General features: G+C 71.3%; 16 protein-coding genes and 1 tRNA gene. 12 read left to right on the top strand and 5 right to left on the bottom strand.

Features of this window, described 5'->3' with window-relative positions; translation table 11 throughout:
* Nucleotides 1-182: 182 nt before the first annotated feature.
* From P3T34_RS18790 to P3T34_RS18770, 5 genes are all read left to right on the top strand, one after another.
* A complete protein-coding gene (locus tag P3T34_RS18790) occupies nucleotides 183-365 on the top strand; it encodes a hypothetical protein (protein ID WP_280667190.1) in 183 nt (60 codons plus the stop codon).
* A gap of 155 nt (nucleotides 366-520) precedes the next feature.
* A complete protein-coding gene (locus P3T34_RS18785; protein ID WP_280667189.1) occupies nucleotides 521-1,417 on the top strand; it encodes a bifunctional DNA primase/polymerase in 897 nt (298 codons plus the stop codon).
* Nucleotides 1,414-2,418: an AAA family ATPase gene (locus P3T34_RS18780; RefSeq protein WP_280667188.1), complete on the top strand. Its 1,005-nt coding sequence runs from the start codon at nucleotides 1,414-1,416 to the stop codon at nucleotides 2,416-2,418. The genes P3T34_RS18785 and P3T34_RS18780 overlap by 4 nt, the downstream gene beginning before the upstream one ends.
* Nucleotides 2,415-2,765 (top strand): DNA-binding protein, encoded by a 351-nt coding sequence (locus tag P3T34_RS18775; protein WP_280667187.1) that lies wholly within the window; start codon nucleotides 2,415-2,417, stop codon nucleotides 2,763-2,765. Before P3T34_RS18780 ends, P3T34_RS18775 begins: the two co-directional genes overlap by 4 nt.
* 16 nt (nucleotides 2,766-2,781) lie before the next feature.
* Nucleotides 2,782-4,323: a LacI family DNA-binding transcriptional regulator gene (locus P3T34_RS18770; protein ID WP_280667186.1), complete on the top strand. Its 1,542-nt coding sequence runs from the start codon at nucleotides 2,782-2,784 to the stop codon at nucleotides 4,321-4,323.
* Nucleotides 4,324-4,451: 128 nt separating this feature from the next.
* Here P3T34_RS18770 and P3T34_RS18765 read toward each other — a convergent pair.
* Nucleotides 4,452-4,525 (bottom strand) — tRNA-Pro (locus P3T34_RS18765).
* Nucleotides 4,526-4,625: 100 nt separating this feature from the next.
* Nucleotides 4,626-5,567, bottom strand: coding sequence for a metallophosphoesterase (locus P3T34_RS18760; RefSeq protein WP_280667185.1), 942 nt, complete (start codon nucleotides 5,565-5,567; stop codon nucleotides 4,626-4,628).
* Nucleotides 5,568-5,738: 171 nt separating this feature from the next.
* Here P3T34_RS18760 and P3T34_RS18755 point away from each other — a divergent pair, with 171 nt between their 5' ends.
* Nucleotides 5,739-6,194: a GatB/YqeY domain-containing protein gene (locus P3T34_RS18755; protein WP_280667184.1), complete on the top strand. Its 456-nt coding sequence runs from the start codon at nucleotides 5,739-5,741 to the stop codon at nucleotides 6,192-6,194.
* Nucleotides 6,195-6,229: 35 nt separating this feature from the next.
* Here the strand turns inward: P3T34_RS18755 and P3T34_RS18750 are convergent, their stop codons facing one another.
* Nucleotides 6,230-8,578, bottom strand: coding sequence for a transglycosylase domain-containing protein (locus P3T34_RS18750; protein ID WP_280667183.1), 2,349 nt, complete (start codon nucleotides 8,576-8,578; stop codon nucleotides 6,230-6,232).
* A gap of 422 nt (nucleotides 8,579-9,000) precedes the next feature.
* Here P3T34_RS18750 and P3T34_RS18745 point away from each other — a divergent pair, with 422 nt between their 5' ends.
* The gene (locus P3T34_RS18745) at nucleotides 9,001-9,324 is read left to right on the top strand and encodes a WhiB family transcriptional regulator (protein ID WP_035799998.1); all 324 of its coding nucleotides are present in this window, start codon (nucleotides 9,001-9,003) and stop codon (nucleotides 9,322-9,324) included.
* A gap of 26 nt (nucleotides 9,325-9,350) precedes the next feature.
* Here P3T34_RS18745 and P3T34_RS18740 read toward each other — a convergent pair whose 3' ends face one another.
* Together P3T34_RS18740 and P3T34_RS18735 are read right to left on the bottom strand one after the other, a co-directional pair.
* Nucleotides 9,351-10,535 (bottom strand): ArsA family ATPase, encoded by a 1,185-nt coding sequence (locus P3T34_RS18740; protein WP_280667182.1) that lies wholly within the window; start codon nucleotides 10,533-10,535, stop codon nucleotides 9,351-9,353.
* On the bottom strand, nucleotides 10,532-11,608 hold the full coding sequence (locus P3T34_RS18735) for an ArsA-related P-loop ATPase (protein WP_280667181.1): 1,077 nt from the start codon (nucleotides 11,606-11,608) through the stop codon (nucleotides 10,532-10,534). Before P3T34_RS18735 ends, P3T34_RS18740 begins: the two co-directional genes overlap by 4 nt.
* A 186-nt stretch (nucleotides 11,609-11,794) precedes the next feature.
* Between P3T34_RS18735 and P3T34_RS18730 the strand changes: the two genes are divergently transcribed.
* From P3T34_RS18730 to P3T34_RS18710, 5 genes are all read left to right on the top strand, one after another.
* Nucleotides 11,795-11,956 (top strand): DUF4177 domain-containing protein, encoded by a 162-nt coding sequence (locus P3T34_RS18730; RefSeq protein ID WP_003981536.1) that lies wholly within the window; start codon nucleotides 11,795-11,797, stop codon nucleotides 11,954-11,956.
* Nucleotides 11,953-12,417: a RidA family protein gene (locus P3T34_RS18725; RefSeq protein WP_280667180.1), complete on the top strand. Its 465-nt coding sequence runs from the start codon at nucleotides 11,953-11,955 to the stop codon at nucleotides 12,415-12,417. Before P3T34_RS18730 ends, P3T34_RS18725 begins: the two co-directional genes overlap by 4 nt.
* A gap of 73 nt (nucleotides 12,418-12,490) precedes the next feature.
* On the top strand, nucleotides 12,491-13,393 hold the full coding sequence (locus P3T34_RS18720; protein ID WP_280667179.1) for an NUDIX domain-containing protein: 903 nt from the start codon (nucleotides 12,491-12,493) through the stop codon (nucleotides 13,391-13,393).
* The gene (locus P3T34_RS18715) at nucleotides 13,380-13,607 is read left to right on the top strand and encodes a hypothetical protein (RefSeq protein WP_280667178.1); all 228 of its coding nucleotides are present in this window, start codon (nucleotides 13,380-13,382) and stop codon (nucleotides 13,605-13,607) included. The genes P3T34_RS18720 and P3T34_RS18715 overlap by 14 nt, the downstream gene beginning before the upstream one ends.
* A complete protein-coding gene (locus tag P3T34_RS18710) occupies nucleotides 13,604-14,425 on the top strand; it encodes an MBL fold metallo-hydrolase (RefSeq protein WP_280667177.1) in 822 nt (273 codons plus the stop codon). The genes P3T34_RS18715 and P3T34_RS18710 overlap by 4 nt, the downstream gene beginning before the upstream one ends.
* Nucleotides 14,426-14,440: the final 15 nt, after the last annotated feature.

Below are 14,440 nucleotides of genomic sequence, written 5' to 3'. Positions count from 1 at the left end.
CAAGTGCCGCGGCTTCGGCTTCCAGCTCATCTACGACCGTCGTGGACGCCCCTGCCGAGGCAAGCAGTGCCGACGCTGCGACGGAATCGGCAGGCGAATCCGCGTCGGGCGCCACCTCTACCACCTCGCGCGCCGCCTCGGGGCGGGCGCTCGCTGACCCGTCTCCGAAGGGAGCAACAGCCGTGCTGGTCACCTTCTCCACTGCTCTGATCTTCTTCATCATCACCGTGGTCCTGGTGTGGGCCCGTCGCCTGAGCCTGTTCGGCGCGTTTGCGGCCTGGCTCTCGGGCTTCACCGCCGCCGCGACTGCCGTCGCCGGACCCGTCCACTCCCTGCTCGCGACATTGACGTCCGCGTTCCACTGAGCCGCACTCGGGCTCTGCAAGGACAGGCGCCTGATCCCACGTGGGCGAAGGCCGCCTGGCGAGGCGTCAATAAGGTTCCGGGGCAGCGGACGACGGATCAGGAAGCCCGCTGCCCCGGCCTCCATCCCAACCAGGAATCAGGAGGTGCTACAAGCATGCACCACACCAACCCCAGCCCGCAGTTGCGTGGCGCGTTCCAGGCCATCGACCGCGGTTGGCACGTCTTCCCCCTGCTGCCCGGCCAGAAGCGTCCGGCGGTCAGTTCATGGGAGACGCGCGCCACCGTCGACCAGGAACGGGCCCGACGCTGCTGGTCGACGGGCGGGTACAACGTCGGCATCGCGGCGGGCCCCTCCCGGCTGGTGATCGTCGACCTGGACACGCCCAAGCATGACCAGGACCTGCCGCCGACCGGGACTCCCGCAGGCGTCAAGGACGGCCAGGACGCGCTGGCCGTGCTCGCCGAGCAGGCCGGGCAGCCGTATCCCGGCCAGACCCACACGATCCGCACTGGATGCGGTCTCCATCTCTACTTCGCCGCCCTCCCGGGCGTGGAGCTGCGCAACTCCGCTGCCGCGCTCGGCTGGAAGATCGACACCAGGGCGTGCGGAGGTTACGTCGTGGGAGCCGGCAGCACGGTGAACGGCAAGCAGTACACGGTGATCCGAGACGAAGCCCCCGCACCCCTGCCAGCCTGGCTCGCCAAGCTCCTCACTCCGACGCCGCGGCCGCCGGAGGTGCCCGTTGCAGCGACGCTCAGCTCCATGGACCACCACAGCGCCTACCTGAAGGCCGCCGTGGTGGGCGAGTTGGCGCGCGTCACCCGCGCTCCGTCGGGCAGTCGCAACAACGCCCTCTACCTGGCCTCCGTGGCGCTGGGGCAGCTCGTTGCGGGTGGTGAGTTGTCCGCGTCGGAGGTCACCGGTTGGTTGACCAGAGCCGCGCTCGCGATCGGCCTGGCGGAGTGGGAGGCCCGGCGCAGCGTCGCCTCGGGCCTGCGGGCCGGAGCCAAGCGGCCCCGCACGGTGGCGGCGCGGAGGTCCGGAGCGTGAGCAACCTCAACAGCCACCCCTCCAGCCTCTCCGAGCCGCTGCCCCTGCAGCCCGCGCAGCAGCGCATCCGAACCGCCTGGACTGCAGACGAGTTGATGGCGGCCGAGTTCCCCGCGCCGCGCTGGGCGGTGCCCGGCATCATCTCGGAGGGCGTCAACCTGCTCGCCGGACCGCCCAAGGTGGGGAAGTCGTGGCTCTCGCTCGGCCTGGCGCTCTCGGTCGCCGCCGGCGGCCAGGCGATGGAGCGGGTGCCCGTCGACGGTGGATCCGTGCTCTACCTGGCGCTGGAGGACACCCCGCGCCGCCTGCAGACCCGCATGGGCAAGATCCTGGGGACCACTCCGGCGCCGTCCACGCTGACGCTCGCGACGTCCTGTCCCGCCTTGCCACAGGGCGGGAGCGAGGCCATCGCCCAGTGGGTGGAGCGTCACCCCGACGCCCGCATGGTGATCATCGACGTCTTCGCCAAGATGCGCGGGCCGTCCATGCCCGGTGCGTCCGCGTATGACGCGGACTATGCGGCCGTCGGCCACGCCAAGCGCATCGCCGACCACTATGGCATCGCCATCGTGCTGGTCCACCACGTCCGCAAGGCCGCTTCGGACGACTTCCTCGCCGAGGTCTCCGGCACCAACGGACTGGCCGGAGCCGCTGACGCGACGCTCGTCCTCAAGCGTGCCCGAGGCCAGGCCGACGGCGTCCTGCACGTCACCGGCCGCGACGTCGACGAGAGCGAGTACGCGCTGCGCTTCTACCCGGAGGCCGGCGCCTGGGAGTTGCTCGAAGGCGCCGCGACCGATCACACCATCGGTGACACCCGAGCCGTGATCCTGCGCTACGTCCGCGCCAACCCGGAGGCCAGGCCGAAGCAGATCGCGGAGGGGACCGGCCTGGAGTCGGCCCTCGTCCGGCAGACCTGCTCCCGCATGGCCAACGACGCCCAGCTTCACCGGCGGGCCGGCGGCTACGTCGTCCCGAGCGAGAACGGGGGACAGGCATGACCAGTCACAGCCGTCACAGTGTCACAGCTGTCACGTTGGAAGCGCTCTACCACCCGGCCCAGGTCGCCCTGGTGCTGGGCCGCTCGGAGTGGTGGGTGCGGGAGCAGGCCAGGAAGGCCCGCATCCCGTTCTGCAAGGTCGGCAACAGCTACCGGTTCACGGCCGGCCACATCGCGGAGATCATCGCGCTCCTGGAAGTGCGTCCGCAGGTGACCGGGCCTGCGCAGGCCGACCCGCGGCCGATGCGGCGGCCTCGCTCAGCAGACATCGCCGAGCCGCAGGCACGGCTCAGGGCTCGTCCGCCGCGCAGGGTTCGGGGCGGACGTCAGACGGCTGCGGCCGCGTAGAGAGAGGGGGCGAGCGATGGGTTACGGAGAGAAGCGAGGGGACTACTACCGCGCCCGCTACCGACTTGAGTCAGGTGACCTGGCAACGGTGGTGGACCGGAACGGCGCCACGATCCGCTTCCGCACCAAGCGCGAGGCTGTGAAGGCTGCCAACGACAGGGAGGCCCAGCTCCGTGCCGGGGTGGTGGTCAAGCCGAGGCCGAACCCGGAACCGGAAGTCGAGCCTGAGGCCAAGTCGCGCACGTTCGGCGAGTACGCCAGCAGTTGGTATGAGGGCCAGGACCTGGCCGCTTCGACGATGCAGAACTACCGGAGGCACATCGAAGAGCACCTTCTCCCAGAGTTCGAGTCGGTGGCCATCGCGGACCTCACCCGCGCCGAGGTCGAGGCGTGGGCGAAGAAGGAGCGCGAGCGGGGATACGCGGTCAGCAGCATCAAGACGTGGCGCAGCACGCTGCACCTAGTGCTCGGGGACGCGGTCGAGGACGGTCTTCGCGATGCCAACCCGGCGGCCCGCCGCCGGGGTCGGGGTCGCCGCGCGGGCCGCTCACGCAACCGTGGGCCCGAGAAGGTGGTGACTGGTGCGTTGGGCATCCTGCTGATCGCCGAGCGCACCGCGCTGCTGTCCGGGCGCGACGACGAGTTCGTGGCCGTGGTCACGAAGGGATTCACCGGGAAGCGCTGGGGTGAGCTGGTCGGGCTGGAGACCGAGTTCGTCCGCCCCCGCGAAGTGCGGGTGGAGTGGCAGCTGTACGAGCTGGACTCGGGCGAGCTGCACCGGTGCCCGCCCAAGGACGACTCCTACCGGTCCATCGACTCGCCGCCCTTTCTCTCCTCGCTGCTGGCGGGACACATCGCGCGGACCAAGCCGAAGCCGTGTGAGTGCCACGGCTTGACCTACGTGTTCAGCGGCCACGGTGCAGCCAACGGCTCGGTCAGCCGGCCGGGGGCGAAGCTGGTGGACGTGGCCCGCCGGGCCGGTGTCTCGACCGGGACGGTCTCCAACGTGCTGAACCGGCCGGACGCGGTGGCGGAGGCCACCCGGGTGCGGGTCGTGCAGGCGATCGCCGATCTCGGGTACGTCCGGAACGTGGCGTCGGGGGAGCGGGCGGCGCACTGGCGGCGCTCCGGGTTCGGCACGTGGCTGTTCCAGCCGGCGGCCACGGGCTGGTACCCCAAGCGGGGAGAGCACGAGGCACACCCGGTGCCGCTGGTCTCCGAACCGTGGCCCGGTGTCCCTGCCCGTGGACGGGGAGCCTCCCAGCGGGCCGAGGCGTCCTGGCTGCCGATCGCACGGGGTCTGACGCCGCACGGACTCCGGCACGCCCACAAGACGATCCTGGACGAGCTGAAGACGCCGGTGAAGCTCAAGGATGAGCGGATGGGCCATGAGGACGGGTCGGTGCAGGCACGCTACTCCCACATCACGGCCGAGATGCGCCAAGAGCTGATCGAGGGTCTGACGCGGGTCTGGGAGACGGCGCTCGAAGCGCGCCGGCGGATGTCCCCGGGGTCACCCGTAGCGGTCCTGGACGCGCTGCTGAGGGCCGGTCAGTAGGGGGCGGCAAGAGGCGGGGTGTACGAACTGCTCCCCAACTCGCTCCCCAGCCGCTCCCGAGGGTGTTCGGAAACCAGTCAGGGCCGGTACTCCTTGCGGAGCACCGGCCCTGAGCTGGTGTTACTGGGTCGGGGTGGCGGGATTTGAACCCACGGCCTCTTCGTCCCGAACGAAGCGCGCTACCAAGCTGCGCCACACCCCGGTCCTGCGGTTTGTTGCTCTGTTTCCTTCGCAACGAGTAGAACTCTACCCGACGCAGGTCAGGAGACGAAATCCGTTCCCGGGGCGGGTCGAGGGGCGGGTCAGGGGCGGGGGGTGAGGGTCAGCAGGGTGGCTTCGGGGGGGCAGGCGAAGCGGACGGGGGTGTAGCGGTTGGTGCCGCAGCCGGCGGAGACGTGCAGGTGGGCCTCGCGTCCGCCGGCGCGGTGGGTGGAGAGGCCCTTGACCCGCTTGGCGTCCAGGTCGCAATTGGTCACCAGGGCGCCGTAGAAGGGGATGCAGAGCTGGCCGCCGTGGGTGTGGCCGGCCAGGATCAGCGGGTAGCCGTCGGCGGTGAAGGCGTCCAGGCTGCGCAGGTACGGGGCGTGCACCACGCCGATCGACAGGTCGGCGTCGGCTGACGGTCCGCCGGACACCGCGGCGTAGCGGTCGCGGCGGATGTGCGGGTCGTCCAGGCCGGTGAACTCGACGTCCAGGCCCTGCAACGGGAGGCGGCCGCGGGTGTTGGTGAGGTCCAGCCAGCCGGCCGCGTCGAAGCCGTCCCGGAGTTTCTCCCACGGGTTGTGGATCGCGCCGGTGATGCCGCGTCGGCCGGTGCCGTCGGCGTTGTTGAGCCCGTGGTTGCCGCTGCTGAGGGCCTTCAGGTAGCGGGTGGGGCTCTTGGGGCTCGGGCCGTAGTAGTCGTTGGACCCGAAGACGTAGACGCCGGGGAACTCCATCAGCGGTCCGAGCGCCTCCAGCGTGGCCGGGATGGCGAGCGGGTCGGAGAGGTTGTCGCCGGTGTTGACCACGAGGTCGGGGCGCAGGCCTGCCAGGCTCTGCAGCCAGCGCTGCTTCTTCCGCTGCCCGACGACCATGTGGATGTCCGAGACCTGGAGCACCCGGACCGGCTTGGCCCCCTTCGGCAGGACGGCGGCCTCCACCCGGCGCAGCCGGAAGGAACGGACCTCGTACCCGGCGGAGTAGGCGAGGCAGGCGGCGCCGGTTGCGGCGATTCCGAGCGGAACGGAGTACAGCTTTCGCATCGTCCCATCGTCGCAGACCCCACCACGGCCGGTGCACGCCCCCTGACACGCCGGGAGCGTGCGCCGGTGCGGTCAGAACGCCGGCCGGCGGGAGGGGTGCGGGAGGGCAGGGGCGGCAAGCGGGTGGTAAAGGAGGGGCGGTGCGGCAGGCCAGGTGCCAGACTCGGCAGCATGACAACGCTCAAGGAGCGGCTGCGGAACGACCTGACAGCCGCGATCAAGGCCCGGGACGAGCTGCGCTCGTCCACCATTCGGCTGACCCTGACCGCCGTGACGGCGGGGGAGACGGCGGGTGACGTGAAGCGCGAGCTCTCGGATGACGAGGTGCTGCTGGTGCTCCAGGCGGAGGCGAAGAAGCGGCGGGATGCCGCGAGCGCCTTCGCCAAGGCCGGCCGGACCGAGTCCGCCGAGCGCGAGCGGGCCGAGGAGGCGGTGCTGGCCGAGTACCTGCCGAAGCAGCTCGGGGACGAGGAGCTGGCGGCGATCGTCGCCGAGGTGATCGCGCAGACCGGGGCGAGCGGGCCGCAGGCGATGGGCTCGGTGATGAAGCTGGTCCGGCCCAAGGTGGCGGGCCTGGCTGACGGCGGTCGGGTGTCGGCCGCCGTCAAGGCCGCGCTCAGCAAGTAGCTCAGCTCAGCTCGGCAAGTAGCTCGGCAAGTAGCTCAGTGGTGGCCGTGTTGGCTCGGCTTTGCGGGGGTGCCGACCGTCGGCCCGCTGGGCGGGAGGTTGAGGACGGCCGGTGACGGCGCCGGGACGGGCGCGCTCGCCGGTGGTGCCGGTGGCACCGCCGGTGCCTGGTTGGTCAGCGCGGCCGGGGTGGCCGAGCCGTTCGGGTCCGCCGTCGGGGACTGGCTCGACGGCGCGGGGGCGCCGGGGCTGCTCGCCGGGCCCGCCGCGGCCGGCACGGTGACCAGCTGGAACGTGCTCTTGGGGGTGCTGGAGAGCGCCTCGCTCATCGCCTCCTGCCAGACCACGCCCGGGCCGGTGGCCCCGTAGACGCCGTTGTCGCCGACGAAGGACCGCCCGCCGATCTTGATGTTGCGGTCCATCTTGACGCCGCCCTGCGGGCCGCCGAGCCAGACCACACCGACCAGGTCGGGGGTGTAGCCGTCGAACCAGGCCGCGCGCCGTTCGTCGGTGGTGCCGGTCTTGCCGGCGATCATGCGGCCGTCGTCGAGGCCCAGCGCGCTGCCGGTGCCCTTCTCGGTCACGCCGTAGAGCAGCGTGTTGATCGCGTCGGCGGTGCTCTGCTGCATCACCTGGGAGCAGTTGGCCTGCGGGACGGGCAGCTTCGTGCCGTCGCTGCCGGTCACCGCGCTGATCGCGATCGGGTTGCAGAAGACACCGCGTGAGGCGAACGTCGCGTAGACGCCCGCCATGTCCAGCGGGCTCATCTCCTCCACCCCCAGTGTCATCGCCGGGACCTCCTCCAGCGGCGATCCGCTGGCCTTGGTCCTGATGCCCAGCTTGTTGGCCATCTGCCGGACCGCGCACAGGCCGATGTCCTGCTCCAGCTGCACGAAGTAGGTGTTGACCGAGCGGGCCATCGCCTCCGCCATGCCGAACGGGCCGACCTCGGCCGGGTTGTCGTTGGCGACCTGGTCGTGCGAGGTGTTCCTCCAGTTGCCCTCGCAGGTGGTCATCGCCGGGTAGGGCATCTGCGCGGGCGAGGGGTACTGCTGGTTGAGCGGGGTGCCGCCCTCGAGCGCGGCCGCGGCCAGGATCGGCTTGAAGGTCGAGCCGGGCTGGAAGCCGTTGCCGCCGCCCATCGCGGCGTCCACGTTCAGGTCGACCACGGTCTGGTGCTTGCTGTCGTCCACACCGTAGGGCCGGGTCTGGGCCATCGCGAGGATCTCGCCGGTGCCCGGCTGCAGCATGGTCATCGCGGCCGAGACCGAGTCGGTGGTGAAGACCTTGGTGGTCGCCGCCTTGTTCGCGGCGGCCTGCTTGTCGGGGTCGATGGTGGTGTAGATCTTCAGACCGCCGTCGTTCCAGAGCTTGTTGCGCTCGGCCGCGGAGGCGCCGAAGGCGGGGTCGCCCTTGACCACGTGCCGGACGTAGTCGCAGAAGAAGCCCATCCCCGCGTTGGCGGTGATGCAACCGTTCAGCGGCTCGTGGTAGTTCAGGGTGAGCGGGGTGGCCATCGCGTCCCTGGCCTGGTCCGCGGTGATGTGCTTGTAGTCGAGCATCTTCCCGATGACGGTGTCCCGGCGGATCTTCGCCGCGGCGGGGTGCAGCATCGGGTCGTACGCCGTGGGGTTCTGCACCAGGCCGGCCAGGGTCGCGGCCTCGGCGACGGTGAGGTCCTTGTTGCTCTTGCCGAAGTAGCGGTTGGAGGCGGCCTCGACGCCGTATGCCTGATGACCGTAGAAGGTGATGTTCAGATAGTTGGTGAGGATCTGCTGCTTGGGTAGCTCCTCCTCCAGCTTCATCGCGAACTTCAGTTCCTGGATCTTGCGGCCCAGGCTCTTCCGGGTGGCTTCCAGGAAGGCTGCCTGGTCGTCACCGGCCTGCTCGACGAAGACGTTCTTCACGTACTGCTGGGTCAGCGTGGAGGCGCCCTGCGAGGCGGAGCCGGACTCGGCGTTCTTGCCGATGGCCCGCAGGACGCCTCGGGGATCGATCGCGCCGTGCTCGAAGAAGCGGTTGTCCTCGATGTCGACCTGGGCCTGACGCATGATCGGCGACATCTGGTCCTGGGTCAGGATGGTGCGGTCGCGGTCGAAGACCTTGGCGATCTGCTGGCCCTTGCTGTCGTAGATGAACGAGGCCTGCGAGAGCGTGGGGGTCTTGAAGTCGTCCGGCATGCTGTCGAAGTTCTCGGCGCCGCTCTTCGCGCCGACGCCGAGGGCTCCCACGGCCGGCAGCGTGAGGCCGGCCAGGAGGAGCCCGGAGAGGATGCTGAGCCCGAGGAACTTCACCCCGTGACCGGCCAACTCGGTGCGAGAGGCGCGTGGTGGACGGGGTGGTTTGCCGGGGCGCTGGACTTCTGTGGAGCGCTTCGGTGCCATGCGGGGGACTTTACGTTGCGGAATCCCGCCCTTCGGGGCACGCGTTCGCCTACGCTTGTCACGGGACGACGGCAGCTGCACTCTGTGCACTGCTGAGACTCTTGTGAGTGTCGAGAGTTGTCCGAATTGATGGGGTATGAGGCAGCTGGCGTGGCCGATTTGGGTCGTCGGCGCGTCGCAGTGGGCCGATAATCGTGGCACAGCGTGACGAGAGTGACACTCCAGGCGTCCACAAGGCCTGCAACCTGCGATCACTCCAACGAGTGATCTGACGGGCACCCATAGTCCAATCGGGTCATTCGAGATTGGGCCCTAGGGGGCTGTTGCGCTCCGCCAATCTTCCGTAACGTCCTCAACTGGCAACGGTGAATATGCCGTTGCCGCCGTGGGGGAGCCTCGATTCGGGAGAGGACGGCGCCGGCATGGGCTGGGTAGATGACTGGAGTGCGCAGGCTGCCTGTCGCACGAGCGATCCGGACGAGTTGTTTGTTCAGGGGGCGGCGCAGAATCGCGCCAAGGCGGTGTGCAGCGGGTGTCCGGTGCGCACCGAGTGCCTGGCGGACGCGCTCGACAACCGGGTCGAGTTCGGTGTCTGGGGTGGGATGACCGAACGCGAGCGCAGGGCACTGCTGCGCCGACGACCGACCGTGATGTCCTGGCGGCGGCTGCTGGAGACCGCTCGTACGGAGTACGAGGAGTCGCTGGCGACCGGCGTGATCCTCTCGGACTACGCGCAGGCGGGCTGAACGGGCAAGCGGCTCAGCCCTATCGGCTAATCGTCGGCCCGGCCGCTCAGCCGTCGGCCGATCAGGCGCAGCCCGGCCAGGTCGTGCACATCACCGGCCAGCGCCGGCACCTCGACGATCGGCACATCGGGGTAGACCGAGACGAAACGGTCCCGGGTGCGCCGCTCACGGGCCATCACCTCCATCCGCTCGGCGTGCAGTCGGAGCAGACCGGCCGCCAGCACGTCCGCATCGGCCTGCCGCGGATCGTGGTCCGCGCCGTTCTCCTCCAGCGCCTGGGCCGCGGCGTGCGCGCGCTCGGCGGTGAGCTGGGGCGCGCCGGTGCCGTGCACCCGGTTGAGGACGAGTCCGGCCAGCGGCATCTCGTCGGCGGCCAGCCGGTCCACGAAGTAGGCCGCCTCGCGCAGCGCGTCCCGTTCGGGTGCGGCGACCACCAGGAAGGCCGTGCCCTCGGCCTTGAGCAGCTGGTACGTCCGGTCGGCGCGCTCACGGAAGCCGCCGAACATCGAGTCCATCGCGGCCACGAAGGTCTGCAGGTCGGTCAGCAGCTGGCTGCCGAAGATCTTGCCGAGGGTGCCGGTGACCATGCCCACCCCGACGTTGAGGAACTTCATCGCCCCCCGGCCGCCGACCTTGGCCGGCGCCATCAGCACCCGGATGATCCGGCCGTCCAGGAACGAGCCGAGTCGGCCGGGCGCGTCCAGGAAGTCCAGCGCCGAGCGCGAGGGCGGGGTGTCCACCACGATCAGGTCCCACTCGCCGGTGGACCGCAGCTGGCCGAGCTTCTCCATGGCCATGTACTCCTGCGTCCCCGCGAAGCCGGCCGACAGCGACTGGTAGAACGGGTTCTCCAGGATCGCCTTGGCCCGTTCGGGGTCGGCGTGCGCGATGACCACCTCGTCGAAGGTCCGCTTCATGTCGAGCATCATGGCGTGCAGCTCGCCCGGGCCATCGGGATCGGCGGCGCCCTTGACCGGGCGGGGGGTGTTGTCCAGCTCGGTCAGGCCCATCGACTGGGCCAGCCGGCGGGCCGGGTCGATGGTCAGCACGACGGTGCGCCGGCCGCGCTCGGCGGCCCGCAGGCCGATCGCGGCCGCCGTGGTGGTCTTGCCGACCCCGCCGGAGCCGCAGCAGACGATGATCCTGGTCCGCGGGTCGTCGATCAGGGCGTCGACGGCCAGCTCGTTGGCGTTGCCGTCCGTGCTGCTCATGCCGCCCCCTGCGCCTTCAGCTCGCCCGCGAGCCGGTACAGCCCGCCGAGGTCCACGCCCCCGCTGAGCAGCGGCAACTCGTAGGTCGGCAGCTCGAGCGCGCCGAGATCGGCGCGCTGGTCGTGTTCGAGCGCGACCCGCTCGGCGTGCTCGCGGGCCTGGTCGAGCAGCGGGTCGAGCAGCGGCTCGACCGCCGCCCGACGGGTCGCCGCCGTCCGGGAGCGGCCGCCGAGGCCGGCCTCCACCAGCGCCAGCGCGACCTCCTCGCGGTGGTCGCCGTGCACCGCGGCCACCGCGGCGGCGTCCAGGACGGGCGGGCGCACCATGTTCACCACCACCCCGCCGGTCGGCAGGCCGGCCGCGCGCAGCTCGGTGAAGCCGTCCACGGTCTCCTGGACCGGCATCTCCTCCAGCAGGGTGACCAGGTGCACCGCGGTCTCAGGTGACTTCAGCACGCCCATCACGGCCTGCGCCTGACTGTGTATCGGGCCGAACCTGGCCAGCCCGGCCACCTCGGAGTTGACGTTCAGGAACCTGGTGAGCCGACCGGTCGGCGGCGCGTCCATCACCACCGCGTCGTACGCCCGGCGCCCGTCCGGGCCCTTGCGGCGGGCCGCCTCGCAGGCCTTGCCGGTGAGCAGGACGTCGCGGACGCCCGGCGCGACGGTGGTCGCGAAGTCGACGAAGCCGACTTTCTGCAGCGCCTTCCCGGCCCGGCCGAGTTTGTAGAACATGTCGAGGTACTCGAGCAGCGCCTGCTCGGTGTCGATGGCCAGCGCGAAGACCTCGCCGGTGCCCCCGCCGGTGCTGGGCAGGCCGAGCTTGGCGGGCGAGACCGTGGCGATCTTGCGCTCCTCGTAGGGCAGCGCGGCGATGCCGAAGAGCTCGGCGATGCCCTGCCGCCCCTCGACCTCGATCAGCAGCGTGCGCCGCCCGTCACAGGCCAGCGCGAGGGCGAGCGCGGCGGCGACGGTGGTCTTGCCGGTGCCGCCTTTGCCGCTGACCACGTGCAGGCGGACGCCCTCCCAGTCGGGGCCGCCACGCGCGTCGGTGGGCTCCTGCGTACCTGACACGCTGCGTCTCCGTCCGCTGATGGCTCGACCGTCGGCTCCCCGGGCGCGGGGGTGCCCTCCTCGCGAGCGTAACCAGCGTCCGGGCCGGATGCCGGAAGCATCCGGGTGACGGAAGGGATTCTTGCCCGCTTTGTGTCCCACCTCACATCGGCTCAGGGGGCTCGGCGACCGTCTAGAGTCAGGCCCATGACCAAGTGGGAATACGTAACCGTGCCGCTGCTCGTCCATGCCACCAAGCAGATTCTGGACACCTGGGGTGAGGACGGCTGGGAGCTGGTCCAGGTCGTTCCCGGGCCGAACAACCCGGAGCAGCTGGTGGCCTACCTCAAGCGGGAGAAGCAGGCATGAGCAAGGTCGAGAGCAAGCTGGCCGAGCTCGGCCTGACCGTCCCCGAGGTGGCCGCGCCGGTCGCCGCGTACGTGCCGGCGATCCGCTCGGGTGAGTACGTCTTCACCTCCGGCCAGCTGCCGATGGTGGGGGGCAAGCTGCGCGACACCGGCAAGGTGGGCGCCGAGGTCACCCCGGAGGAGGCCAAGGAGCTCGCCAGGATCTGCGCGCTCAACGCGCTGGCCGCCGTGAAGTCCGTGATCGGTGACCTGGACCGGATCGAGCAGGTCGTCAAGGTGGTCGGCTTTGTCGCCTCCGCCCCTGACTTCACCGGCCAGCCGGGCGTCATCAACGGCGCCAGCGAGCTGCTCGGCCTGGCGCTCGGCGACGCCGGCGTGCACGCGCGCAGCGCGGTGGGCGTCGCGGTGCTGCCGCTGGACGCGCCGGTCGAGGTCGAGATCCAGGTCCGCGTCCGCGACTGACCGGTTCGCAACCGGTCGGTCCGCAACTGATCAGGTCTGTTCAGAGCCATGCCCGGGTGCATAGCATCCGGGCATGGCTGCGCACCTTCCCGGCCCGATCCCGGCCGCCCTTCCGATGCCCCCCGGCTGGCCCGCCCGCATCCGGGCGCTGGCCGCCGGCGAGCTGACGCCGCCCGTGCCCAAGCCGTCCGCCACCGTGGTGCTGCTGCGGGACACCGCGGACGGGCCGCAGGCGTACCTGCTGCGGCGCCGCACCTCGATGGCGTTCGCGGGCGGGATGTACGCCTACCCGGGTGGCGGGGTCGACCCGCGGGACGCCGAGGCGGGCCCGCGCTGGGCGGGGCCGAGCCCGCAGGACTGGGCGCGCCGGCTCGGCGTGGACCAGGCGACGGCACAGGCGGTGGTCTGCGCGGCGGTCCGCGAGACCTTCGAGGAGGCCGGCGTGCTGCTGGCCGGCCCGGACGCCGACACCATGGCGCCCGAGCGGGACTGGAGCGCCGAGCGCGCCGCGCTGGAGGCCCACGAGCTCTCCTTCGCCGAGTTCTGCCGCGCCAACGGCCTGGTGCTGCGCAGCGACCTGCTGGGCGGCTGGGCGCGCTGGGTGACCCCGGCCTTCGAGGACCGGCGCTACGACACCTGGTTCTTCGTCGCCGCACTGCCGCCCGGTCAGCGGGCCGCGCGGGAGGTCGGCGAGGCGGACCGGGTGGCCTGGCTGACCCCGGCCGAGGCGGTTCAGGGCTACCACGAGGGCCGCTACGGCATGCTCCCGCCGACCCTGTCGGTGCTGCGCGAGCTGCTGCCGTACCGCACCGCGCACGAGGCGCTCGAAGCGTCGGCGGCGCGCGATCTGGCTCCCGTCCTCGGCAGGGCCGAGCTGGCGGGTGATCGAATGACGATCCGATGGTCGGGGTATGAAGAGCTGACCATCGACGGAAGCTACCCCGAGGAAGGACCTCAAACCGATGACCCACAATGACGTGGCTCGCCGTACGGTGCGCGTACTCCCCCTCCGGAGCCTGGCGAGCCGGCGCTCGCCGGGTCGCCGGCTGTGCCGTGAGGCCGTGGTCGGGGCCGCCGACCCGACCCTGCGCCCGCTGGTCCGCACCCTCACCCCCCGGTCGCTGGCCCGGCGCACCGAAGGCGGGCGCCTGGACGAGCTCGACGCCGGCCTCCTGGAAGGACGTCGGTGACCGGTCTGCTGCCCGGTGACCCCGCCGACACGGTCGGCGGGGCCGCCACCCCGCGGGCGCGCTGCGTGCTGGCGCCCAACCCGTCCCCGATGACCCTGGACGGGACCAACACCTGGCTGCTCGCCGAGCCCGGCTCCGACCGCGCGATCGTGATCGACCCGGGGCCGCTGGACGAGGGCCATCTGCGGCACGTGATCGAGATCGCCGAGCGGCAGGGCCAGCGGATCGCGATGACGCTGCTCACCCACGGCCACGCCGACCACGCCGAGGGCGCGGCCCGGTTCGCCGAGCTCACCGGTACAGAGGTCCGTGCGCTGGATCCCGCCCACCGGCTCGGCGGCGAGGGTCTGCACGGCGGTCAGGTGATCGAGGTCGGCGGCCTGGAGCTGCGGGTCGTCGCCACCCCCGGGCACACCTCCGACTCGCTCACCTTCCACCTGCCGGCCGACGGCGCGATCCTCACCGGTGACACGGTGCTGGGGCGGGGCACCACGATGGTCGCCCACCCGGACGGCCTGCTCGGCGACTACCTCGACTCGCTGCGCCGGCTGCGCACGCTGGCGGCCGAGCACGGGGTGCGGACGGTGCTGCCCGGGCACGGGCCGGTGCTGGCCGACGCGCTGGGCGGCGTCGAGTACTACCTGGCGCACCGGGCCGGTCGGCTGGCCCAGGTGGAGACCGCGGTGGAGGCGGGCTGCCGTACCGCCGAACAGGTGGTGGCGCGGGTCTACGCCGACGTGGACCGGGCGCTCTGGCCGGCCGCCGAGCTCTCCGTGCTGGCCCAGCTGCGCTACCTCGAGGACCACGGACTCATCTGAGGAGTCCGTGGTCCA

Source organism: Kitasatospora sp. MAP12-44, from assembly GCF_029892095.1.
Taxonomy (GTDB): domain Bacteria; phylum Actinomycetota; class Actinomycetes; order Streptomycetales; family Streptomycetaceae; genus Kitasatospora.
Note: the sequence above shows the minus strand (reverse complement) of the source record. Positions and strands in the feature narration are given on the sequence as shown.